The 24,307-nt window shown below is 57.1% G+C and carries 20 protein-coding genes; 6 read left to right on the top strand and 14 right to left on the bottom strand.

Features of this window, described 5'->3' with window-relative positions; translation table 11 throughout:
• Window positions 1–26: 26 nt before the first annotated feature.
• From HBO11_RS07160 to HBO11_RS07200, 9 genes are all read right to left on the bottom strand, one after another.
• Window positions 27–1,220 (bottom strand): EAL domain-containing protein, encoded by a 1,194-nt coding sequence (locus tag HBO11_RS07160; protein ID WP_169951708.1) that lies wholly within the window; start codon window positions 1,218–1,220, stop codon window positions 27–29.
• Window positions 1,207–4,017 carry an ATP-binding protein gene (locus tag HBO11_RS07165; protein WP_169951705.1) on the bottom strand — a complete coding sequence of 937 codons (2,811 nt, stop codon included), beginning with the start codon at window positions 4,015–4,017 and terminating at the stop codon, window positions 1,207–1,209. Before HBO11_RS07165 ends, HBO11_RS07160 begins: the two co-directional genes overlap by 14 nt.
• A gap of 64 nt (window positions 4,018–4,081) precedes the next feature.
• Complete coding sequence (locus HBO11_RS07170; RefSeq protein ID WP_169951703.1) at window positions 4,082–5,068, bottom strand: fimbrial protein; 987 nt, start codon at window positions 5,066–5,068, stop codon at window positions 4,082–4,084.
• Window positions 5,069–5,091: 23 nt separating this feature from the next.
• Window positions 5,092–5,817: a molecular chaperone gene (locus tag HBO11_RS07175; RefSeq protein ID WP_169951701.1), complete on the bottom strand. Its 726-nt coding sequence runs from the start codon at window positions 5,815–5,817 to the stop codon at window positions 5,092–5,094.
• 108 nt (window positions 5,818–5,925) lie between these two features.
• Window positions 5,926–6,762, bottom strand: a complete 837-nt coding sequence (gene otnI, locus HBO11_RS07180) for a 2-oxo-tetronate isomerase (RefSeq protein ID WP_169951699.1) — start codon at window positions 6,760–6,762, stop codon at window positions 5,926–5,928.
• Between the two features lie 39 nt (window positions 6,763–6,801).
• The gene (locus HBO11_RS07185; RefSeq protein WP_169951696.1) at window positions 6,802–7,440 is read right to left on the bottom strand and encodes an aldolase; all 639 of its coding nucleotides are present in this window, start codon (window positions 7,438–7,440) and stop codon (window positions 6,802–6,804) included.
• Window positions 7,437–8,729, bottom strand: a complete 1,293-nt coding sequence (otnK, locus tag HBO11_RS07190) for a 3-oxo-tetronate kinase (RefSeq protein WP_169951694.1) — start codon at window positions 8,727–8,729, stop codon at window positions 7,437–7,439. Before otnK ends, HBO11_RS07185 begins: the two co-directional genes overlap by 4 nt.
• Before the next feature lie 20 nt (window positions 8,730–8,749).
• On the bottom strand, window positions 8,750–9,724 hold the full coding sequence (denD, locus tag HBO11_RS07195; protein ID WP_169951692.1) for a D-erythronate dehydrogenase: 975 nt from the start codon (window positions 9,722–9,724) through the stop codon (window positions 8,750–8,752).
• Window positions 9,725–9,739: 15 nt separating this feature from the next.
• Window positions 9,740–11,050, bottom strand: coding sequence for an MFS transporter (locus HBO11_RS07200; RefSeq protein WP_169951690.1), 1,311 nt, complete (start codon window positions 11,048–11,050; stop codon window positions 9,740–9,742).
• Between the two features lie 165 nt (window positions 11,051–11,215).
• Between HBO11_RS07200 and HBO11_RS07205 the strand changes: the two genes are divergently transcribed.
• From HBO11_RS07205 to HBO11_RS07230, 6 genes are all read left to right on the top strand, one after another.
• A complete protein-coding gene (locus HBO11_RS07205; protein ID WP_169951688.1) occupies window positions 11,216–11,995 on the top strand; it encodes a FadR/GntR family transcriptional regulator in 780 nt (259 codons plus the stop codon).
• A gap of 154 nt (window positions 11,996–12,149) precedes the next feature.
• The gene (locus tag HBO11_RS07210) at window positions 12,150–12,584 is read left to right on the top strand and encodes a hypothetical protein (protein WP_169951686.1); all 435 of its coding nucleotides are present in this window, start codon (window positions 12,150–12,152) and stop codon (window positions 12,582–12,584) included.
• A 298-nt stretch (window positions 12,585–12,882) separates the two neighbouring features.
• On the top strand, window positions 12,883–14,691 hold the full coding sequence (locus HBO11_RS07215) for a Mu transposase C-terminal domain-containing protein (protein ID WP_169951684.1): 1,809 nt from the start codon (window positions 12,883–12,885) through the stop codon (window positions 14,689–14,691).
• Window positions 14,692–14,729: 38 nt separating this feature from the next.
• Entirely contained in the window at window positions 14,730–15,623 is an 894-nt protein-coding gene (locus HBO11_RS07220; RefSeq protein WP_169951682.1) for a TniB family NTP-binding protein, read from the top strand.
• Between the two features lie 499 nt (window positions 15,624–16,122).
• Window positions 16,123–16,659 (top strand): hypothetical protein, encoded by a 537-nt coding sequence (locus tag HBO11_RS28630; protein ID WP_047306840.1) that lies wholly within the window; start codon window positions 16,123–16,125, stop codon window positions 16,657–16,659.
• Between the two features lie 134 nt (window positions 16,660–16,793).
• A complete protein-coding gene (locus HBO11_RS07230) occupies window positions 16,794–16,985 on the top strand; it encodes a hypothetical protein (RefSeq protein ID WP_169951678.1) in 192 nt (63 codons plus the stop codon).
• A gap of 225 nt (window positions 16,986–17,210) precedes the next feature.
• Here the strand turns inward: HBO11_RS07230 and HBO11_RS07235 are convergent, their stop codons facing one another.
• From HBO11_RS07235 to HBO11_RS07255, 5 genes are all read right to left on the bottom strand, one after another.
• A complete protein-coding gene (locus HBO11_RS07235) occupies window positions 17,211–18,044 on the bottom strand; it encodes an ATP F0F1 synthase synthase (RefSeq protein ID WP_169951676.1) in 834 nt (277 codons plus the stop codon).
• Between the two features lie 4 nt (window positions 18,045–18,048).
• Window positions 18,049–18,615 carry a hypothetical protein gene (locus tag HBO11_RS07240; protein WP_169951674.1) on the bottom strand — a complete coding sequence of 189 codons (567 nt, stop codon included), beginning with the start codon at window positions 18,613–18,615 and terminating at the stop codon, window positions 18,049–18,051.
• A 403-nt stretch (window positions 18,616–19,018) separates the two neighbouring features.
• Window positions 19,019–20,188: a Wadjet anti-phage system protein JetD domain-containing protein gene (locus HBO11_RS07245; protein WP_169951672.1), complete on the bottom strand. Its 1,170-nt coding sequence runs from the start codon at window positions 20,186–20,188 to the stop codon at window positions 19,019–19,021.
• Window positions 20,185–23,634, bottom strand: coding sequence for an SbcC/MukB-like Walker B domain-containing protein (locus tag HBO11_RS07250; RefSeq protein ID WP_170058852.1), 3,450 nt, complete (start codon window positions 23,632–23,634; stop codon window positions 20,185–20,187). The genes HBO11_RS07245 and HBO11_RS07250 overlap by 4 nt, the downstream gene beginning before the upstream one ends.
• On the bottom strand, window positions 23,631–24,305 hold the full coding sequence (locus HBO11_RS07255) for a DUF4194 domain-containing protein (RefSeq protein WP_169951666.1): 675 nt from the start codon (window positions 24,303–24,305) through the stop codon (window positions 23,631–23,633). Before HBO11_RS07255 ends, HBO11_RS07250 begins: the two co-directional genes overlap by 4 nt.
• Window positions 24,306–24,307 lie beyond the last annotated feature (2 nt).

Below are 24,307 nucleotides of genomic sequence, written 5' to 3' on the forward strand. Positions count from 1 at the left end.
CAGGTTAGACAAATCCAGGCCGCGGGCTAATGAGATGTCGCAGGGCCATCATTGTTCAACAGTTGCTGAAATTGTTCTGACGACACCGCGTGAGAGATCAGGAAGCCCTGGACCTGGGTGCAGTCGATTTTGCGCAGCAGCGCCAGTTGCTGGGGTGTTTCGACTCCTTCGGCGACGACGGTCAGCCCCAGTTTGCGGCCCAGTGCGATGATGCTGGCCAGGGCCGAAGCCATGCCCTCGTTATCATGGCAACCCTGCACCAGCGCCTGGTCGATCTTCAGTTCGGTAAACGGGGTCGAGACCAGGTTCAGGTAAGAGCTGTAGCCTTTGCCGAAATCGTCCTGGGACAGGCCAAATCCCTTGATCCGCAGGCGGCAGGCACCGGCGTAGAAGTTGCTGATGTCCTGGGGCACCGAGCATTCCATCAGCTCGAAGCAGATCATCCCCGGGATGCCCTGATGCTCCAGGACAAACGCCAGCAGGCGGTCTGCCAAGTCATGGCTGTTGAGCAGGTGGGTCGGCAAGTTGATCGATACCGGAATCTCATACCCGCGCTGGCGCCAGCGCTCCTGGGCATGGATCGCTTGCTTGAGCACCAGCCACAACAGACGCTCCTCCAGGTCGAAGGCCTTGATCGCCGGCAAAAACGCCGCGGGCAACAGTACCCCTTGTGCGGGGTGCATCCAGCGCACCAGCGCTTCGGCAGCGACGATCCGGCCGTTGGCCAGGGATTTTTTCGGTTGGAACCAGGCCTGGACTTGCCCGTTGCCCATGGCCTGGATGAGCGTATGCCGGTCAATCGCCGGGGCCGTCGCGGCCGGTGGGGAAGGGCTGCGGTCCTTGTGGTTGAGCTGGCTGACCAGGCTGCGCAGCGCATCAGCGGCGACCGGCTTGGAAATCAGCCCGATGACTTTCACATCGAGATTTTTCGCCACCAGGCTGGCCGCCATCAACATCCGCCGGGACGCGGCACTCATGATAGCCAGGGCGGGCTTGCAACGCAGGGTCGCCAGGCTCTGGATAAACTGCACACCGTCCATGCCCGGCATCAGCAGATCCGTCAGTACCAGGTCGAAATCACGCTGGCGCAGGCGCTCCAGCGCCTCGTTCCCATCCTGGGCAGCCTCCAGCAGGAAGTCACCCAATTCATTGAGCAGGTTCTGCAGGTACAGGTGCTGCAGGGGATGGTCCTCGACGATCAAAATACTATAGGGCTTCATGGGGGATCCGTGCGTAAGGCTCCAGGTAGTTGAAGAGGGCCCGCAACGCAAAGGGTTTGACCAGGCAATGGTTCATTCCGGCGGCCAGGCACAGGTCGGCCTCGCCGCGCATGGCGTTGGCAGTCGCGCCGATGATGGGCAGCGCGCAACCTTGGCTGCGCAACTGCCTGGCTAATTCGTAACCGTTGACTCTGGGCATATTCACATCCGTCAGTACCACATCGAAGTGTGAGGCCTTGCACAGCTGCAGCGCTTCATGACCATCGCAGGCCAATTCCACGGTGCACCCAAGTTCCTCAAGCTGATCGCGCAAAATCAATTGATTGATAACGTTGTCCTCGGCCACCAGCACATGCAGGTTGAGCTTGCGCAGTTCACGCTTTTGCGCCTGCTCATCGACCCGGGCGACCCACAATCCCTGGGCCTGGCTGACCGCCTGGTGAATCGCACTCAATTGGTTGAGGTTGGCGTGCCACGTACCGGTCTCGGGTTGCTGGCCATTGCCGCTGTTGCTACTGACCAGGATTACCGGCCCCGGCCAATCGGGCACCAGGGGTTGTTCGATGGCGCCGGGGTGCAGCTCCAGCAGCAGTTGGCCATCGGGGTGGGTCGGCTGGCCGGTCTGGGCCCGGGCGCCCCAGCGGCGCAGCCAGCCGCTGATCGATTGAGCGAGTTCGGGAATCGGCGAGACCACATAGACAGTCTCGGCAAGCAAGCTGCTCATGGGCGCACAGTGCGCCACTTCCAGCGGCAGGGTCAGGCTGAAACTGCTGCCCAGGCCCAGCTCGCTGACCATGCGGATATGCCCGTTCATCAATTGCGTCAGGCGCTGGCATATCGGCAGGCCAAGCCCGGTGCCGGCCACCACGTTGGTATTGCCTTCGCTTTGATAGAACGGCTCGAAAATCATCGCCTGGTCTTCCTGGGCAATGCCTTTGCCGGTGTCGGACACTTGCCACAGCACGCTGGAGCGCTCGTCGTCGCGGTCAAGCAACTTGACCCGCAGAACCACGCGCCCGTAGTCGGTGAATTTCACCGCGTTGTTCAACAGGTTGTTGAGGATCTGCCGCAGGCGCGTGACATCGCCCATCAGCCGCTCGGGCAGCTTGGGATCAAAGCAGGCGTAGAGCTGCAAACCCTTGCCCCTGGCGGCCGCGGCATAGCCCTGGATGATTTCATTGACCAGGTCCAGGGGCGAGAACTCGCTCAGCTCCAACGCCAACTGCCCGGCCTCGATCTTCGACACATCCAGCACATCACAGATCAGTTGCAGCAACGTGGCCGAAGAACCCTCTATGGCATGCAGGTAGTCTTTTTGCTGGGCATCGAGCTGAGTGCGGGCCAGCAATTCCAGGGTGCCCAGCACGCCGTACAGCGGTGTGCGGATCTCGTGGCTCATGGTCGCCAGGAACAGGGTTTTCGCGGCATTCGCCGCATCCGCTGATTGCCGCGCTTCTTCCAGGGCCGCTTCCACTTGTTTGCGCGCACTGATGTCGCTGAATGCACAAAACAGCACGTCCTCACCTCTATAGCGGGTGGGCGCGCTGCTGAGGTAAAGGTGGCGGCCGTCGACGGTCTCGAAGTAATCCGAATGCCCGCAGGAGGTGCCATCGAAGGCCTGGCGGATCCAGCCGGCGCACAGCGCTTCACGCTCCAGGCCGGTGCCCAGCCACTGCTGGGCCAGGGTGTTTTCCAGCACCACCTGGCCGTCGGTGCGACGCAGCACGCACAACGCCACCGGCGCGGTCTGGATCACGTCGCGCCCGAAGGCCTCGCTTTCGATCAGCGCCTGGATGCCATTGATCGACGGGATGATGAAGCGTTGATTGACCCGGCGCATCACCAGCCAGATCAGGGTCACGCTGAACAGGCAAAACACCAGCGATCCAAGCAGTTCGCGCCATAATCCGCGCACCACATCACGCAAGTTGATCGAATACATCAGTTGCCAGTCCGACGACTTCAATTGCTTGCGAATCACCAGGTGATCCGGCACCAGGCCACCGCCGACAAAACCGAAAAAATTCTCTCCCTTGGGCTTGAGCAGGGACTGGTCCAGCCGTGGGTCGTGGCTATTGGTAAACACCAGCATGCCCTGGGAGTTGAGCATCATGAATTCGCCCGCACTCTGGTCATTGAGGGTCGTGGACACTTCATGGCTTTCCATCTCCAGGCCCAGCCAGCCGGAGTCGGGGTCGCGCTCATCCAGCAGAGTGAACAGGTAGAGGTGGGAATGGCCTTCGGTCTGGTCGCTGAGCCAGAGTTCGCCGGGGTCCAACGGGTTGTGCTTCTTCAGCGCCCGCAGGCGATTGAGCATGCACTGGGAAAACGGCAGTACCTGGGGCGTGGAGTCGTAGAGCCGGGTCAGTTGCGGATCGGGGCCGGCGGTCACGTAGAGCAGGTTGACCTGCTTGGTCTTCAGGTAACTGCGCATGCGCGAGGTCAGCCAGATGCTCCACTGATGGCTTGGCGTGTTGCCCAGCAGCAGGCGCTGCTCTTCGCCCACGGCCGGGTAGACCTGGGCCTTGGCCTGCGCGGATTTGCGCACCGCCGACAGGCTCAGGCTTTCAAGCAGCGCTTCACGGGTGGTGAAGAAGGTATGCGCCTCGGCAATGGCGCTGCTCATATAGCCGCGCCGCTGGGAGATGTCATTGTTGAAGGTGGAGAGCAGAAACGTATAGACACCGCTCAAGATGCCAACCAGCAACACGGTGGCGAAAAGACGAAGCAGCCTTCTGGCTGCTTCGGGTCGGGACAGGACGGGATTGATCTGCAACAGATAACTTTTAAATCGCATCGGCGGATTTTAATCGGCCGCCCAGCGCCTGGGCATAAGACGATCCTTAAAAGCGCCGGTGCCGTTACTTGTAGAACATATCGACCACGACCGCCGCATCGAACGCGCCGGGAATGGGCAGGCTGCGCCACTTCAAGTCCGCCCTGAAGTCTTGGCGGAAGGTCTGATTAGCACCATTCATTCGGGCCAGGGGGAACCATTCATTAAAGGGCAGATGCTGATTGGTATAGTCCCAGGCCAACGAAATGCCCACGGAACTGTTATTGGCCGGCACCAACAGGCCATTGATCACGTTCCCGCCGCCCGGGGTGGTGGCGAAGCGCGCGCTCACCGTATACGGGGTGTCGCAGGCTTTGCGCAGGCTCAAGCTGAAGGTGGCGGTGCTTGCCACCTCGCCGATCTGCGCCTTGCGCGAGGGCTTGGGAAAGTTCACCACGTTGGGCGTGATCGTCAGGTCTGGCGTGCAGGGCACGAAGCGGATGTCGTTGACGCCGGTGACGATGTAATTGAGGTTGCTGTTGGGGCGGTTGTTGAGCCCCGTAATACCGTCCAGTTGAAAGACCCGGTATTGCGACAGGGTACTGGCCTGGCCGTTTTGCGGCGTGGTACCAAATTTCTCGATAAACACGCTGAAGTTGAGGGTGAACCGGGCCTTGTCCCAACCGACGCAGTTTGACAAGTTGCAACCGCGGTCGGAGTAGAACCCAGTACCGTACTTGCCACTGCTTTGGGTGATCGGCACCGAGTTATAGCGAATCCCGGCACGAATGCCCTGACCGATACTGACGCTTGCCGGGTTCAGGTAAAAAAACACTTCTTCGCGGCCATGCTCAAAGTCATCCTTGCAAATCACGTTCACCGAGCGTGGGCCCGACTCCCAGATAATCGTGCCATCCGGCGCATCGGCCGCTACTGCCAATGCCGTGCCCAGGGGCGCGGTGTCAGCGACAGAACCGCTACCGTCCACCCGACAGGCCAGCGCATAGCTGGTAGCGGGGAGGGCGGCGCAGGCAAGCAAGGTGGCCAGGAGCAGGTATTTAAGGTGTGACATAGGTCGGTGTTCCCCACGAACCATCACTTGAGGGCCGCACGATGGCGGGCCTGCAAGCCGATATCGGTGATTTCGGTAAAGTTGATTTGGCTCCCGGCGCTGATGGGGGCCTTGGCACTGAAGACTTTGCGTTCCCCGGGCTTGAGCAATGCGTAGTCATCCAGCGCCTGAACCTGGCCGCCGGCGTCGATTTGCACATCGATCAGGGACAGGTGAAACGCACTCGGATTGGTGACCGCTATGGACTGCCCATCGGTGCGCTCCCACATCAAGCGGGGCACCGCCTCTGACGAGCTGCCGACAAGCCCAGGCGGGCGATAGAACAGCTTGAGACGCTGGCGCACGGCAAATTGCACGCTGTCGGTGGCTTGCGGCTTCAGCGGGATTTCCATGACGTTGAGCAAGAACATCGATTCCACGTCGTCGGGCAAGCCTTCGCCGGCATACAGAATACGCAGCAGGTGATGCTGTTGAGCATCCAGGCGAACCAGCGGCTGAACCACGGCAAAGGGCACCGGCGAAGTTGCATCATCGTCCTCGCGGGTGACCGAGCTTTGCACCACCAGTTCGCCGGGAGACTGATTGACGATGTTGATGCTGGCTTCTTTATATTGGCCAAAGTAGATCAGGCGCGTGCCTTCAATCTTGACCGTCGCCTGCGCGCAGGGCGCCAGGGCCAGCAGCGCTGCAAGCAGCGCACTGATCCAGAGCAGGGACCGGCAGAATGGCAAATGCTTGAGTGGTGACATGAGGGCCCGCAGCTTCCCTGGATAGGTTTGGAATGGCTTCGGGGCTCATGTTAGGAGGTGGGCGCTGGGGATTCTCTCAGGCGATTCTTAAAAGCCACATTTGCAGGCTCAGGGCTGGGGCGCGTTCTGCTTGTCTGCGCCGAAAGTGACGCTCTTGTTTGGGCGTGCCTGCCAATCACGCAGCCATTGCAGGCCCTTGGATGTGTTGCCGCGCGGCCGGTATTCGCAACCCACCCAGCCGGTATAGCCCAGTTGGTCGATCAGTTCGAACAGATAGGGATAGTTCAGCTCGTTATGCAGGTCCGGCTCGTGGCGATCCGGCACGCCCGCGATCTGGATGTGGCCGATACCGGCGAAGTCCTGACGCAGCTTCGTCGCCACGTCGCCCTCGACAATCTGGCAATGGTAGATGTCGAACTGGACTTTCAGGTTGGCATGGCCGACGGCTTTACAGATGGCGTGCGCCTGATGCTGGTGATTGAGGAAAAACCCCGGTATGTCCCGGGTGTTGATCGGCTCCAGCAACACAGTGACGCCGCTCTTGGCGGCTTGTGTGGCCGCGTAGCCGAGGTTTTCCAGGTAGGTTTGCTGGTGCCTGGCGCGATCCGCTTCGTTTGCCAGCAGCCCGGCCATTACGTGAATGCGGTCGTTGCCCAGGACGGCGGCATATTCCAGGGCCTGGTCGAAACCTGAGCGAAACTCCGATTCACGACCAGGCAGGGACACGGTGCCTTTCTCGCCCGCCGCAACATCGCCGGGCGGCGCGTTGAACAGGGCCTGGACCAGACCATTGTCGTCGAGCCGTTGTTTCAACTGTTGCGTGGGGTAGGCGTAGGGGAACATGTATTCCACGGCCTGGAAACCATCGGCAGCGGCGGCGGCAAAACGGTCGAGAAAATCATGTTCGGGGTAAAGCATGCTGAGGTTGGCAGCGAAACGAGGCATGAAGACTCCAGGGGTGAACAATCAATCGTATGGCCGGTGTTACCACTGAACACCAAAGGCCGCGTGCAACTCATCCAGTGCCGACTGGGGCAGGGGAGCGGGGCGCGGATCGGTCATCAGCCACAGGCGTGCGGTTTCTTCCAATTCTTCCAGGGCATAGCTGGCTTTGGACACCGAGCTTTCCCAGATCACCGGCCCGAGGCGCTCAAGCATCACCCCGCGCACACGGTTGGCCAGCTGCGCCACCCGCTCGGCCACACTGGGAGAGCCGGGGCGCTCATAGGCGATCTGCGGGATGCGCCCGACTTTCATCACTTGGTAAGGGGTCAACGGCGGCAGGATTGTATCCTCCTGCCAGACCCCGGACAGCGTCAACGCCAGCAGATGGGTCGAGTGGGTGTGGACCACACCCCCCACCCCAGGGTTGCGATCGTAGACCTGACGGTGCAGGGCCAGGGTCTTGGACGGTTTGTCGCCACTGACCCATTCCCCGGCCAGGTTGACCTTGGCAATCGCCGCCGGGTCGAGACGCCCCAGGCATGCGTCCGTGGGCGTGATCAACCAGCCGTCCTCCAGGCGCGCGCTGATATTGCCGGCGCTGCCCACCGTGTAGCCACGGGTGTACAACGAAGCGCCGACGTCACAGATCTCTTCACGCAGGGTATTTTCGTTGCTCATGTCCGAACTCCTGCCAGTTGCTTGAGGGCCTTGTCGAAGAAATCCACACCGCCGAAGTTACCCGACTTGAGCGCCAGTGCCAGGGGTTCCCCGGGCGTGCTGACGCAGGCGGGCACCCCTGGGTCGATTTGCGCGCCGATCTGCAATAGCTGGATATTCAGCGCCTGGACCACGGCGCCCGAGGTTTCCCCGCCGGCGACCACAAAGCGCCGCACACCGGCCTCGCGCAGCCCGCTGGCGATCCGCCCCATGGCTTGCTCCACCAGGTGCCCCGCACGCTCGGCGCCTAATTCGCGCTGGACCGCCTTGACCTCAGCGGCCGTGTTGGTGGCGTAGATCAGCACAGTTTGCGCATGGTCGGCGGCGAAGGCCAGCGCCTCCTCGACCACCGGTTTTCCCGCCGCCAATGCCAGCGGGTCGATACGCAAGGCCGGGCGACCTGCCTGCAACCAATTCGCGACCTGCCCCCTGGTGGCCTGGGAAGCGCTGCCCGCAAGCACCACCTCAGCGCCTTTGACGGCGGGCACTTGTGTAGCGTCCAGCGTGCGCAATTTACCGGCACGCCGAAAGTTGCCCGGCAAGCCCAGGGCCAACCCGGAACCGCCAGTGAGCAGCGGCAACTGCGCACAGGCCTCGCCCAGCAGATAGAGATCGGTATCGCACAGGGCATCGGCGACAGCCATGCTGACCCCGTCGGCGCGCAACTGAGCGATGCGCGCGCGGATGCTCTCGACGCCGCCGGCCACGCTGTCATAGCGCAACAGGCCGACCTTGCCTTGGGTCTGCGCCTGCAACACGCGAACCAGGTTGGCGTCAGTCATTGGCGTCAGCGGGTGATGCTGCATGCCCGACTCGCTGAGCAATTGGTCTTGCACGAACAAGTGCCCGCGAAACACCGTGCGCCCGTTTTCCGGGAACGCCGGGCAGGCGAGGGTGAAATCGCTACCCAGCGCGTCCAGCAAGGCGTCGCTGACCTGGCCGATATTGCCGGCCGCCGTGGAGTCGAAGGTCGAGCAGTATTTGAAAAATATCTGCTCGCAGCCACGCTCGCGCAGCCAGTGCAGCGCTTCGAGGGACTGGGCGACGGCATCGGCGGCCGGCACCGTGCGTGACTTGAGGGCAATGACGATTGCATCGGCGTCGAGCTGGCTGGCGACATCGGCAGCGGGTATGCCGATGCTCTGCACAGTACGCATGCCGCCGCGCACCAGCATGTTGGCCAGGTCCGTGGCTCCGGTGAAATCGTCGGCAATGCAGCCCAGCAGCGGCCGGGCAGGGGCGTTCAACATGGTGCGCTCCTCAATCGGGTTTAGCCGGGCTGGTATTCATGGATGAATTGCTCGATCACATCAGTGAAATGCTCGTCTGCGGTAAAGCCCAGGTCCCGGGAGTAGGTGGCGCAAAAGGCGCCGGGCCAGGAGCCGACAATGCGCTCGATCGCCTGGTTGGGCTCCATGCGAATCCGTTCGGCCACTTGCGCACCGGCGGTCTGGCGCAGGGCATCGATCATGCGCTCAACGGTGATCGACAGGCCCGGCATGTTGATCACCCGGCCCTGGACCAGTTGCTCGCCACCCAGTTCATGGCCATGAATCAGGTTGCCAATGGCCTGTGCCGGCGACATCAGCCACAGGCGGGTGTCGAGGGGTACCGGACACACGCTGGGTTGGCCGTTGAGCGGCTCGCGGATAATCCCGCTGGCGAAGCTGGAGGCCGCCAGGTTGGGTTTGCCTGGGCGCACCACGATGGTCGGCATGCGCAGGCTGCGACCATCGACGAAGGCGCGCCGGCTGTAGTCGGCGAGCAGCAAGTCGTTCATGGCTTTTTGCGTGCCGTAGGAGCTTTGCGGCGCCCAGACCTGATTATCCGGCACCTGTTCCGGCAACTGTCCGCCGAACACCGCGACAGAGCTGGTCATCACCCATTTGGGGCACGTACCGAGCTGGCGCACGCGCTCCAGCATGTTCTGGGTTGCGCTGAAGTTGATGCGCATGCCCAATTCAAAGTCGCCTTCGGCCTGGCTGGAAACCACCGCAGCCAAATGGAAGATGCTGTCTGTGTTGGCATCGATCAGGCTTTCCAGCACTTGCGCGTTGGCGATATCGCCACACACCACTTTGACCCGGGGATCAGCGATCCCTGTGAGTTCGACCATGTCGAAGGCGACGATCTGCCCGATGGGCCGCGACTGGCCAGTGCGGTCGGTGAGCGAACCACGCAGCAGCAGCGCTTCGATCAGGCGCCGGCCGAGGAAGCCGGCTGCACCGGTCACGAGAATATTCATGAGTTACTCCAAACGTCAGCGGTTGACGAGTTTTCCGGGAATTCTGAAGACCAGCAGGGCGCCGAGGAACAGGGCGCTCGCCATCACGTACATGCCGATTGTGGTGCTGTGGGTCAGGTCCTTGAGGAAGCCCATCAGGTACGGCGAGACAAAGCCCGCCAGGTTGCCCCAGGAGTTGATCAGCGCAATACCAGCAGCGGCAGCCGTGCCGCCGAGGAAGGCTGTCGGCAGGCTCCAGAACAAGGGCAGGGTGCTCATGGCCCCCATCGAGCCCAGGGTCAGGCCGATCATCGACACGGTAAAGTTGTCGCTCCAGGTGGCGGAGATGAACAGGCCGATACCCCCGAGCACGGCGGTCAGCGCCAGGTGCCAGCGCCGTTCGCGCAGCCGGTCGGCACTGCGTGAAACCACGATCATGGTGACTGCCGCGGCGGCGTACGGGATGGCGGTGAGCATGCCCACCTCAAACACATCGCTGACGCCGGCCTGGCGGATAAGGGTCGGCAACCAGAAACCGACGGTGTAGAACCCGGCGATCATGCAGAAGTAGATGGCCGTCAACAGCCAGATACGCGGTTGCAGGAACACCTCTTTAAGGCTGTGTTTCTGGTGGCCGACGGCTTCGGCGTCAATGCGTGCCTGCAGCAGGGTTTTCTCTTCGCGGGTGAGCCAGCCGGCGCTGGAGATCCGGTCGCTGAGGCAGAACACCACGAGGAAACCGACGGCAATCGAGGGCAGCCCTTCAAGGAAGAACAGCCATTGCCAGCCGGCATATCCATGCATACCGTTGAACGCGCTCATGATCCAGCCGGACAGCGGCGCGCCAATCAGCCCGGACAGCGGCACAGCGGTGGCAAACAGGGCGTACATCTTGCCGCGGCGGTGGGTCGGGAACCAATAGGACAGATACAGGATGACACCCGGATAGAACCCGGCCTCGGCAATCCCCAGCAGGAAACGCATGATGTAGAAGGATGTCGGCGTGGTCACCAGGGCCATGGCCGAGGAGATGATGCCCCAGGTGATCATGATGCGGGCGATCCACAAGCGCGCGCCGACGCGATGCAGGATCAGGTTGCTGGGCACCTCGACGAGGAAGTAGGCAATGAAGAAGATCCCTGCACCGAGGCCGTAGACGGCTTCGGAAAACTGCAAATCGTCAGACATCTGCAACTTGGCGAAACCGACGTTCACCCGGTCCAGGTAGGCGACCAGATAGCACAGCAGCAACAGCGGCATGATCCGCCACGCCACTTTGCGATACGCCAGGTTCTCGAAGCGATCTGCGGGTACGGCAGTACTGGTTTGAATCACTGACTCAGTCATGTGTTTCCCCCATCCTTATTTTTATAGTGGGTGGCGTTGTGTGTGTCGGATTACATGATGGGGCGTTTTTTATCATAATACGTCATACGAATTCAACGACTAAATCCCCAGGGGACGCCGGGTCTAAAATGCAGTACCTTTCACAGATTTGAGCCAGAGCTTTCTATGCCCACTGCTGACAAGTCTTCCTGTAGTGCCGATGCGCTGGGCGTCCTCAAGGACTCCGCCAAGGGCACACTGTCCGACCAGGTGACGGCGGCCCTCAAGGCCTACATCGCCAACGGTGAAGCACTGCCGGGCGATCGCCTGCCCACCGAGCCCGTACTCGCCGAGCGCTTCGGCGTGAGCCGGACGGTTATCCGTGAGGCCATTTCACGCCTCAAGTCAGCCGGCCTGGTGGAGGTGCGCCAGGGCAGCGGCACGGTGGTCAGCGAAGGTGCGCACATCAAGGCGTTCACCATTGACCTGGATGTGGGCGGGTCAATCGAGGCGGTGTTGCGCGTCACCGAACTACGCCGTGGCATCGAAGGCGAAGCGGCGGCACTGGCGGCGCAACGGCACTCACCGGCGCAACTGGAAGCGATCCACCAGGCGCTGAAGGCCATTGATACGGCCGAGCAGGGGAGTCGCGACGGGGTTGAGGAGGACTTGGCGTTCCATCACTCCATTTCCAAGGCGACCGGCAATCCGCTGTATCCGTCATTGCACGAATTCATCGCGCAGTTCATCAAAGAAGCGATCCGCATCACCCGCTCCAACGAAGAGCGCCGCCGCGACCTGGCCAAGACCGTCCGGGCCGAGCACTTTGCGGTGTACGCCGCCATTGCCGCACGCGACCCGCAAGCCGCGCGCCAGGCGGCGCTGGAGCATATCAATAATGCGGTTGAGCGGCTCAAGAGTGCTGATCCTGCGTTTTGGCAGAGTCCGGGGGCGAGGAAGGGTTAGCATTTTAGCTTAGGAGTGTGAGTGGATTATTATAACTAAACTAAACAGTCATTTAGTTTAGTTATAGTCAAGAGCATAGCTAAACGTTTGGCATCATATAGGGACGATCTATATGCGGGGAAGGCTTACGTCAGGTCTGTGGGTGGCATGTTTCGTGACCAGTGCTACGGCGCTGGCGGATGAACTACCGCGTAGCGAGCAGTTAAAAGCATTCCGCGCTGCTGGATTTAACCAAGAGACGTCGGAGTGCGAAATCGAGACAACAGGTAGCTACACGCCGGTAACCATGGAATTGGTTGAGGACCTGAACGGTGACGGCCGGCCGGATGCGTTGATTACCGAAGGCAGCACTTACTGTTATGGGCAAGCGGGTACTGGATTTTATCTAGTCAGTCAGCAGTCTGACGGCCACTGGAAACTCATGCTCAAAGAAAGCGGCGCCGCTGAGTTTCTCGCTAGCAAAGGCAGTAATGGTTGGCCTGATGTCAAGGTCGGCGGCCCGGGCTCTTGTTTCCCAGTACTGCGTTACGACGGGCAACGATATCGATTTCATCACAGTGTTGGTGAACGGTGTGCTGACTCGCCGTAAACGTCAGATGGCCCAAGACTCAAACGAAGGCAGGTCAGCGCCGGCGACGGAGGCTGCTTTTGAATCTGGCACGCAGTGGTTCTAGGTCGCTTAATGAAAAGCAGCCTCCAGAGCCCCTGTCGAGATTAACTTAATCTGCGTTATTCATAACCATCTGAAAAATAAGATTTTTGTAGAAAGCTTCCGAGCGGCGACATCGAAATTTTGAAAAAAACGCATATTTAACTAGATTTAGCAATGTATCGCTTTGTTGTGGGTGCACACCATGCAACAAATAAGCATAAACCCTGGAGTTCTTGTGTTGGTTCGCGATAAACAGCTGGAAATCGTCGCTGCTATTTCGTCGAACAAAATACAGGCAAGGGATATTGTTACCGGAGAAACAGTCTTTCTCTCGCCGGGAGAAATCACATGCGAGTTGAAAAAGAAAGCTACCGACCCGGATCATGAAGTCGCCCAGACACAAAGCCCGAGTCCCATCGAAGCAATAAAAGAGGAAGACCTTCGGCTGGCATCAGACCGTTTTAACGTCTTGTCTCCGATGGCCGGCAAGCGCCATCTGTCCAGGCAAGATATGGAACGATGCACTGCAACACTAGGGTTGAGTGCATCTCAGGTGCGCAGGCTCTTGGCCAGAATGGATATGAGTGTGGGTCCATTGAGCCTGCTTCCGCAGCTGCGCGGCAGGTCCAAGGGGAGCAAGCTGATTGAAGCGGACGCCGAAGATCTCATCCAATCAACTATTGATGAGTGCTATAGAGGTCCTGGGGTGACGTCCAAAAGCATCATCGAAAAAGTAGTGGAACGCTGCCGGGCAATGTCCATCCGGGCACCGAGCGCCGCCACGATAGCTAGCAGGATAAGAGAGCGTAGGCCTCGCTCGCTACTGGCCAAGAAATCGGGCTCGAAAGCCGCGCGTCAGGTTTACGAAGTTCGTGGAGGGAAAATACAACCTGAAGCCCCCCTAGATCTGATTCAGATAGATCATGCCCTTGTCGATTGTATTATCGTCGACAGCGACCAGTTATTACCGCTGATGCGCCCTTGGGTCACTATGGCTATTGATGTATATACGCGAGTTGTGCTCGGATTTTATTTGTCTTTGTCCTATCCATCGGGGATGTCGGTGGCGTTATGCATCTCTCATTTGGTCTTGCCCAAGGAGCGCTGGTTAAAAAGCTACGGCCTTGCCGATAGCGAATATCCCTTCTATGGCGTACCAAAAAGAATTCATGTCGATAATGCTAAGGAATTCAGGTCAAAGAATTTATCCGATAGTTGTCGGCAGTATGGCATCGATTTGACCTTCAGGCCTAAGGGGGTCCCTCACAATGGAGCGCATATTGAAAGACTGATCGGTACGCTTATGGGGAAGATTCATTTTTTGCCGGGCACCACTATGTCCTCGGTGGCGGATAAGAAGAACTACAAAAGCGAAAAGTACGCTGCCTTGACGTTCCCTGAGTTTAGAGAATGGTTTATTCGCCAGACGGAGATCTATCACAAGACATCACACTCAGCAATAGGCTGCTCGCCGCTATATAAGTGGGAAAGTCATTTAAAAAAAAAGGATGGGAGTTTTCACTATCCGTCGATAATTGAAGATCAATTGCGCCTGCTAATCGACTTTATGCCTTTCAAGAAAAGGGTAATCGGCAGAGCAGGCGTAAGGCTGCACAATGTTGATTATTATTCAACGACTTTAAGGCGCTTTGATATTGGAGCGAAGTGCATTGTGCGTTACGATCCGGAATCGATAAGCAAGATTTGGATTCTCCCTGCCGGTGAACCTAACTACATAGAATTGGGATATGCGGATCTCAGATTACCCAATACATCGCTTTCAGAATTTAAGCGATTAAGAGCCAAGCTAAGAGGTGATAGCGAGCGTAGAGTTCCCGCCAAGGAAGTTTTTAGCTTGATTGCAAAGAACGAAACACTGGTTAACACAGCCGTGACAAGAAGCAAAGAAGCGCGAAAGGTGAGGGAGAGAAAGCGAAGTCGCATAGCCGATCCTGGTCACCCGCTGAACCAGGTAACTGTTGACCCCGATTGCCCTGAGTCGCTGGATTACAGTGTTAAGCCTGAGCCTTATGAAGTCGAGTAGTGAACTCTTTATCGTCTATCCTGACGAGGTGCGCGTCGATGGAAGCTGACTTGAACCTAGAGCACATTTTACCAGCGCGCCGCTCGCTCGTATTACTCAAGGATAAGCAACGGATCAGCGCTATCTATGAGGATCGCTGGGTTAATCACCCCCAAGTGGCTTTGCTCCGGGCTACCGCCAGGGCACTCTATGAGATGCCTCCGAGAATTCAAGCACAGTGCATGCTGATTTCTGGGCGGGCTGGCATGGGCAAAACCAGTCTTCTTAAAAAAATCGAGTTGGACCTAGAGGTCATCCGGAAAAGAAATGCGGAGGCTTGTAGCTGCATTGCATTTAGTCTCGCGCCAGACCCAACGTTGAATAGTTTCGAGGACACTATCGGTGAGGCGCTTGGCGTGCCGATTGGCAAAATCCGGAACGGCTTGGTTTCCCAAGCTTTTTGCAGGCTGGCTCATTTGAGGAACTTGCGCCTGCTGTTGATTGATGAGCTGCACAATCTCCTCAATGTCGGACGGATCGACCAACGAAAAAATTTGGCCTTCCTTAGAGCGTTGAGCAGCCCGCCGATGTCACTGTCAATCATCGCCTTCGGTGTTGACGATGCAGTGCATGCTATAAAGAGCGATGCTCAGTTGGAGCGACGTTTTCAAATTTACGACTTGCCTCCGTGGAAACAAAACGACAGCTTCAGAGCATTCCTCACCTCGTATGAAGGAACGCTACCATTGAGGTACCCTTCGGAATTGTGGCAGCAAGAGAAGGTAAAGTTTCTGCTAAGCGCCACGGACGGCATGACCGATAACGTTGTCAAATGCATCACCCGGGGAGCTGCGTGGGCCATTTTGGACGGGAAGGAACGAATCGATTTGGCTTGCCTAGAGAAGGCTATTGATATTCCGCCGTATCACCATCGGTTCGATGATGAGGAGTAACGCACACTTTGGCGGCCTGCTAAAACCGGTGCCTAATGAGGCTTTTTCGGCGTGGCTGAACCGGGGATTGCGCAGCTACAATCCCGCCCCCTTTAGGCGCGCTGTTGGGTGTCTCGAACACTGGGAGAATACGGACGCAGATGAGCCTATAGGCGTCGCCGTCCTAGAGGAGTTAGCCCTGGCTTTGGGCCTGTCTGACGAGTTCTTGAGGCGGCTCTTTCCGCTACCAGGTGATTGGCTTAAAGCACCGCCTGCAAAACGTGTGCAGTTTTGCGAGCGTTGCCTCCTTGATGACTTTCGCAGCGGTCTACGCCCCACGCTGAGGATTACTTGGTTCTATTGGTGGTTAAGCGTATGCCCCGTGCATGGCTGCCTATTACACGCCAGTGAAAGTACTTCAGCGGCAAAAGCTCTTTTTTCGTTTATTCAATTCTATTCGTCGCTAAACATTTTGACGGAGAGTGATATTCGACCTAGCAATCGACGAGTCAACTTTCGAATGACGACGTTCGAGAAACTGGGACTTATGGCGTGGTATTTTCAATACTGGTATCTGTCTTGTGTGAAACTCGAAACGGTTACCATTGGCAATGTGAAGCTTACCGCAAAGATTGCCCAGATTGAGTTGGTTATGACGGATATCTTAGCGATTATCGGCAAGAAGCGAAGTTATCCGTTTGATCAACGCTCGTACATCGCCCAACTGTTGAACATCAAATCATGGTGCTCATTGCACTCTAATCTACCGCCAGACGCCGGCTGTGCGCCTTTTTTGTGCCTGGACATAGGTGAACATGATCCTCAAGTTCGTATGGCCATGTTTGCCTTGCTCGGATTATTTCTGAAGTTGCCGCAGTGCGCACGCATCTGGTTTCTCGGGCGGGGGGAACCAAGCAACCCGCGTATTGAGCAACTCTGGCGGTCATTGCTTTACGAAGCGGTGCGAGAACCCAGCTATCTGGCTTGGTTTCAGCAGCGTTCGGAGAGCTGGTATGCTCCTCTGCGTACACATTTTGGCTATCTGCTAGAAGGCTAAGCCAACCGAGCATCTGGTAGCTGGGTAGCGTACAAGAGCGGTTTGGCACCGCGACGAAAATGGAGGTTAAGGTACAACTATCGCCAGCAGGGTAGTCGACAGAAACTTGTATTATTTTTGTGAGAGGTGGCGTCATGACGCGCAAATTGTCGATTGAACTGGAGCTAAATGCCAATGACTTGGACGCGCTGGAGCGCTTGCTCGAGCAGCCCGAACGGCTGGCCGAGAGCGTAGCTGGGCAGGATCCGCGCGAACGTTCGCGGATGGTGCATGTCCTCAAGGAGCTGGCGTGCGTAATTCGGGATCAGACCGCCATAAAAGGGTGATCGAATCTGAGATGCCTAGCCGTCGTTTGGCGGGAGCTTGGCATCGGTACATTCGTCGGCTATGACTGGTCGTTCTCCATCCGCTTTCACCGGCTGCTGCCATCAGGCTGGGAATCCGTTTCGCTCTTCTCCTTGGCGCGTCGACTCTCCCGTGGGCGAGGGTGTGCGGGAAAAACGGTGGTCCTCCGTATTGCCTGATCAGATGTATGCATCGTCTCGGCCCCATTAGCCAAGGGCCTGAACTGAGTTGGCCAGTCGCTTCTCTTGACCGAATTGGGTGGTATAGAACCGTTGTTCAATGCCATAAATCAGTAGCTTCAGTTCGTTGTCCGTCGAGATTTCGAACTGGCCACTGTTGGCATCAAAGACGAGTTGCTGACCGCAGTAGCCATCAATGTAGGTCAGCATTCCTGCTTTATCTTGTTCGGGTAACGCCTCTAACGTCGCCATCGCCAAGGCAATGCGCTTGCGATTCGGTTTGGAAACCTTTTCCGCCGCAAAATCGTTGGACAGGGTAATAAAGGGCTTTTCAAGAAACTGTTCAACCTCATCTTGCGTTGCCTCTTTGTACAGTTCATCGATCCCGGGAAAAATGCTGGAAATGGTGGCCAGATTTCTGAAGATGAGGGTGTCAGAAGCCTTGAGGTAGACGGCATCCGGCTGGGCATTAATCACTAAGCGACTCTGGGATTCCTCAATCTCCGCAACCTCGCCGAATACCACGGTCTTCCGTTTGAGAAAAAGTGAAGGCGTGACTTTCTGAAAATAGAAGTCTTCCCCTTGGTTCGCTACTATGTAGGAGATGTCATTGAACAGCCGTTTGGCTAAGTCGTCATATTCCTTGGCATCAAAGTCGCCTTTCACCATCTCGATACAAAACGCTTGGGCGGAGAATTGCTCAACTTTGAACCAGGAATCCTCGTCCAGATTGTGATCAGGGTTGTAGTCCACACAAGCGGCGGGATCGATACCCAAGTCGTCGAAAAGCGTGTAGTCAGAAATCAACTTGAAGAATGGTTTTCTTCTGAGTTTTTTCACCTTTACCAGTACATAATCCATATGCTTAGCCTTTTTCTATGAACGTATAGTCATTGATTCGATAAGCTTTTTCGATCACTACGTCAGCCGGCAACTTATACCTTGTGCGTGAAATCAGGAAAATTGACGCACGCGCTGTGGTGGTGATGTTGTAGAACTCGTAGCCGTATAATAAAAACAGCGGATTAAAATACAGCGCTTGCGACCGGTAGGTAAAAACAAACAGAACGCCGTATACAAAAAGCAGGGTTTCCCAATTCGGAACGCTGAGCGCCACGAAGAAATAACCGAGGTAACTTGGCAAAAAACTGTTGTTGGCATGATCAATCGAATCAACTTGGCCTGGTTTGAACTCATCCTTGCCCAGCGATGAACTGAGCACCAAGCTTAAGCCGGTGAGCAATACGGGGACGCAGAAATAGAGGGCGTACGACACGAAATTGGCAAGCGCAACAACAAGGGCATGCTCAGGAAAAAAATACCCCAGCACGTAACCCTTCTGAACCAAAAATACGATCACCAGGAGAGACGTCGCATTGAAGGTCAATAACAACCGGAAAGGAACGTTGAGGTCGAATTTCGGCCATTCCATGGCATCTCCGGTGCGTGACGTCGACTGTGGATGTCGACAGTTGCGAGATAGGGCTTTGGACGGTATCAAATAGCCATGCTCCACGTCCACACCGAATACGTCACCAAGTCTAGCGAGAGGCAATACGGTTTCTGGCGAACACCGCTCTCTCTGGCATTGGGGCGTTGGCGGGACTGCCCCTGTTGTGCAGTGGGTGCCACTTACGGAAACCGCTAAGCGTTGGCTGCGTGCTGTAAATCAGTGTCCCAGGCTCGGTCTTTACCCATACGGCGACTAATGCGGCATATGGTTGAGATAGTCGGCGCTCTAAAGCCTAGCAACAGGAACGTCAATATCGCGATAGTAAATCGCCAAGCCATTGGCCCCGATCATCCTAGCGCCGACGTTACCCGAGAATCTTCCGCTACAGAGCTTCCTGCTCCACCGTGAAACCTGCAGCCAGTACAGCCTCGCTAAGATCGCTCCAACCAGCCAGTTCAGCGAAATGCTTCATTCTCTTTAGTGTCCGCTTGGAGGCTGGCCTTCTGAGGTCGAAAGGCACGTCATCAGGGCTCATTAAATGAGGGTTGAGTTTATGTCCCGCCGCTGCCGATGTCTTGGCCAGCGTAGCCGCTATGCGAAACCCACCTTCGTCGACATCCCCCCAATGATGGATCGGAGTGCCCGTTGCAATGCCGGAAAGTAACCTCTGGTACATTTCTCGCCACGCTGGCGAGGGCATACCGGCGGTGTAAATCAGCAGTTTGGGGCTATCGGCATGACGTTTGGCTTCGGTATGGAATGTCGTCAGGTTCTCGATGGTGAGCACGGCTTCCACCGAGCCTGAGACTGCCCGAACGGCACTGGCGGGCAATCCTGTGTAGGGCTCGTCGAGCACTGCTGTGACACGCCCCCTCACGATCTCTACATTGCCGGCAAGCAATACGGGCTGCTCCTCTTTGAATAGCCCGAGCTCTTGCCATACCTCAGCCGGTGTCCTAGGAGCTGCGTCAAGAGAACCTTGCAGCAGGACATCCAGTGGGACGGTCAGTTGCTCGATCCGCTTGCTGTTCCGAAGCAGTCGGGCGCTGGTTTCACGAACCGAAGACAAGGCCACGCTCTGGGCGCGCGAGCACTGATCCATGACGGTGATCGCTTCTATCCAGTCGGCGGCGTCCGCCGGCCCCCATCCACGGACGGTTGCCATGCGTGCCCATTTTCCGATGACTTCCTCGAGCACATCGTGCTGCGCCAGATACGGTGCCAGTAACGATTTTGCTTCGGCCATCACGTCTGCATGAGTGGTTTGCTTGAGGAATAGGGCAAGGACAACGATATCGAGCAGATCTATTCGCTCGATCAGCCCATCCGCTGGATTGAGTTTATCGCGTACGAAGGTGATTGCCCCGGCGTCCCGAGCAGCAAGGAACACTTCCTCGCATTGCTGTTTCTGGTGCCAGTTTCTGAGCGAGCTGTAGGGCTTGATCTGGGAAGCGGTCAATGCGGGTACGCGCTGACGTATCCCTGCTGTAGCTTTGTTGCCCGCCTTCAGAAGCTTGAGGAGAAGCCCGTGGGCAATTTCTTCTTCCATCATTGGGTCGCTCCATCGAGTGGGGCCTGTGGGGTCGCCGGCTGGGGCCGCATCGCTGCGATTTCCTGTTCGACCAGTTCAGGATGAAACTCCCAGAGATCCTCGCGGAATTGATCTCGCATCGCTTCAGTTACCTCAACGCGATCAACCTGAACCGCATGGCGTATGGGATCTTTTTGAATCTCAAAGTAGCTGTCGAGAAAAGCGTTCAGGACGCCGAGGTTCTCGCCCGGACTAGCGAGCAGCACCTGCAGGTCAAGCTCCTGCAAATACTTCATCGTCGCCACGATGTTAGAAGTGTCCATCTTGTCGAACGCTTCATCCAGCATGATCAACCTCAAGCCATCGTTCGCCCCGTGATCCATGCGGTACGCCGACCACAGGCCAGCACCGGCGATGACATACAGCGGGGCGCGATGTTCACCGCCTGAGCCAGGGCCGATCCGCTTACTTAGGTGGCCGATAGTTTTTGTTGTCACTCCATCCGGGTCTACTTGCTCGATGCGGACATCGAATTCATAGAACTCACGGTAGTCATCCAAAGGACTTTTACCCCCTGAGTTGCCGACAGCAGTCTTGTCACGCAGGAGCTCTTCGAACTGGGGAGGGATGCCACCGATCTCCCCGAAGAGCCCTCCATCGACCCCGAAATCGGCCACATTTTTAATGAAATCGAGCAACGGCTTGAGGTGGGGGCGGACCTTGTACATGAACTGGTAACGTTCTCCGTTGGTGAACGGTGGGGTGCTACGCAGCGCCGCGTTAAGCCGATCAAAGGTGTGACGAAGAAATTCAAGGTTCGTGTTCAACGCGATCGCCACGTCCCGGCGGAAAGTTTCCTGTGACGCTCTGTAGGCATCTTCCGCTTGTGCTTTATGCTCGGGAAGTTCGGTGACTTCAAGCTTCTGGATATGGCTATCAATCCAGACTTTGGCTATGCGCCAATCCTCAAGATCGCTTTCAGGAAGGACCTCGTGATGTTCCTGCAGGTAAGTCCAAAGGTTATTTCGAGCGATGCCACCTTGCTTTTGGCCTTCCTTTTCACTCCTTTCAGACTCCGAACTGCAGTGGTTGACCATGGCCTGCGGCGAGTCGAAGCGCTCGATGAGTTTGCCCCATTCGATTGCCACGAAGTCGGCGTCGTAATCTACCTGATCCCTGCATTGTTCTTTGAATAACATGCACTGCTCAAGCCGCAGCTTGCTGCTCTCATATATGCGGCCCAATCCTTCGAGTCGAGACTCGCACGCCGCGGCTTCTGCAATCGCTTTTTTAGCATCAGCCTTCAGTTGGATCAGAGCCGTTTGCAGAGTGTCAATTCGCTCGCAGATCTCAAGATATTCTGCGTCGGCAATATTGGCGACACGTTGATCGGCCAACTCACTTTGACGGACGGCTTCCTCGTGCGAAGTGGCGAAACTGAGAATCAGCCGGCTGGTCGTTGAGCTGGCCAAGTCGTCCGTGAGCTCCATTGTGCGCTTGATGGCGGCGGCCTGATCCTGAATCTTTCTGAGGTTGAGCGTGGCTTGCGCCATTTCTGCCCGGAGCCGTTCAGCTTGGCCTTGGGTGCCAGAACCAATCCGCAGGTTCTGGTCATCGAGTCTGAGGCGTTCAAAGTCCCGCGGGCTGACGTACATACCGTCCATGGTGAGGGTTCGATCGCCCTGAAGCGCTTCGCTGGTTTCATCGGCCCGCTTCAGGTTACCGAGCAGAGCGCGCAGGTACGCGACCGCAATCGGGTTTGAACCTTCGATCAGTTCCGCAACGAGTCCCTTCTGGTTGATCGGGGCGGTTTTTACCTGGTGACTTCGAACGATCTTCACGCCGTAAACCGCCCGGCGTCCTTTCAGCTCTCGGTAGATCCCGAATGCTTGCTCTTCCTGATCTTCAGGCAGTAACAGGGCCTCGGTGTTTTTACTCAGATACGCCTCAATTGCCGGTTGCCAGCGGCTGTCCTTTACCTTTACCAGATCGCATACTGGAATTGGATTCAGGCCCTCGTCCTGCAGCTCTTTCAGGAGGGTCTGTGCGTCTCGGCTCAGAGGTGCTTGTCCTTTTTTGGAGCGCTCCAATGAACCTTCCAGTACCTGGATACGCTCATTGATTTCGGTCGCTTGAGTCGACAGGTCCAGATCAATAGCTTTCAAGCTTGAACTGATCTCCTTACCTAAGACGGCCATGTCCTGCAAAGGCGTTTGTAAGGCTGCCGTGCCTACGAGGCCAGGCGTTGCAACATAGAGTTGGACACGGCTGGACAGCGCAAGCATCTGTTCGCGGAGCTCTACCAGATGCGGTGATTGTGCGGCGGTATCAAGCGCTGCGCAGACTTTCTTAAGTTCTTCATGAAGAACCTGAGTACTGCTGGTTAACAGGCGTCGAGCATTTTCCTGGCCCAACTGAGCATCGGCGTTTTCCTTGTGCGCTGCATGAAGCTGCTGGCGTGCCGCCAGATGTTTAATTTCGGATTCTGATGCGATCAACGCTTCGTCCAACCGCTGGCTGGTCGCCTTGAGGCGCTTTGTGGTCTGCGTAGCCTTCTCAAGTTCGTCGTGGGCGACTTCGCATGCGAGTTGAGCTTCCTCTTCTTTGGCGATCGCAGCGAGGCCACGCCACGAGGCTGCCTGGCGTAGTTTGGTCTGTGCATTGAGATAATGGCTGGCGACTTTTTTGCCATCGGCGATCTTCTTTTCTACCGTCTCGATGAGCAGGTTGAGATGCTTGAAGGTATCGACGATAGCTTTGAATTTTTTTATGTTGGTGGGCCTATTCTCCAACACGTCGCCGCGAACGATTTGATCCACCGATTTATCGAACTTCATCCGTAACGCAAAACGGAAGGCGCGGATGAAGGCATCGTAAGACGGCTGACCGGCCTTTCCTCTTAGCGCGAAGAGGATCTGCTTGGTGAAGCTTGTGGCATCATCATAGAAAGGGTTTTCCCCGGTTATCTTCGCGCGCTCCATCAAACGACTACGAAAGCTGTTCCATGGCAGGGGAGTCGTACCTCCATCTACGGTCTGGAGGTGGTCGGCCATTGCCAGCTCCACACCATTGACTACATAACGGCCTAAAACCTTCGCATCTTCACTATCAAGTGAGGCTTCGATGCAGATACCGGTAGTGGTAGGTTCTCCTGTCTCGCTGTTTCTCCAGGTCAGCGTGATGTAGGTGGTTGCGTTGGGCCGAGCGCACTCGGTGATCTCATCTCCGTATTGGCCCAGACAGTAAGAGCGCAAGGTACGTGTTTGTTTGGTGCCAGTAGAGTCGGCTTGCGCGTTGAAGGCCATCAAGTTTTTGTTGGCCCCAAACATGGCGATCTGCACGGCATCTAGCGCCGAGCTTTTGCCACTGCCATTAGGGCCGAAAATTCCACTCGTTTCCCCAACGCGGAATTGCTCGCTTTCGTACAGTAGAAACTGGACCAGCTTGATGCTCTCAAGGCGCTTCATTGGATGTCTTCCTGACTGGGTTGTTCTGCGTCGATGTTCTCTGGCGGCAGTGCTCCGGTGCTATCCGGGGCACCCCAAAGAGCAAGCTGCTGCAAGGCCGACTCCCCGAGAATCACCCGAATTGCCGGACGAATGGCGATACCGCCATCTTCTGAATCGATGTTGATACCGGATAAATGGCTGTCACCCGCTTCCAAACGGCGCACGATGCCCCAACGTCGCGCTGTACGAATCAGGGACTCAAGCTCGCCTTTTGGCGGGAGCTCGCGGCCGGTCATAAGCCGGTATTTCTCCTGCAGCTCAATGAAGTCGCAGATAATTTCACCGCTTTCGTCAGAGATCTGGCCAGCGCGCATGCCTTCTTCGTAAAGCCCCCGCAGCACCAGGGCAAACAAAGTCTGAGGAACTGTCGCCGAAGTCGGACTGGGATGCTGAGGGATCGCATAAGCGAACATCAACTGACGATCTACACCAACGGTCACTGCCAGGGGGGCCAGTACCTTGGCGATGTGCCGCTCGTACTGTTCGATGATCCCAAAGGCTTTTCGACTCTTGAGGTCCGCGTGGTAAATCACCTGTTCCGCCAGCAGTCGGTAGGCTGCCACGGCGAAGTCATCTTCTTCGTAGTATCCGTTTGAATTGCTTGCCAGATCTTGCCAGTGGCTGTTCATGG

Source organism: Pseudomonas sp. WS 5010 (assembly GCF_012985565.1).
GTDB lineage: Bacteria > Pseudomonadota > Gammaproteobacteria > Pseudomonadales > Pseudomonadaceae > Aquipseudomonas.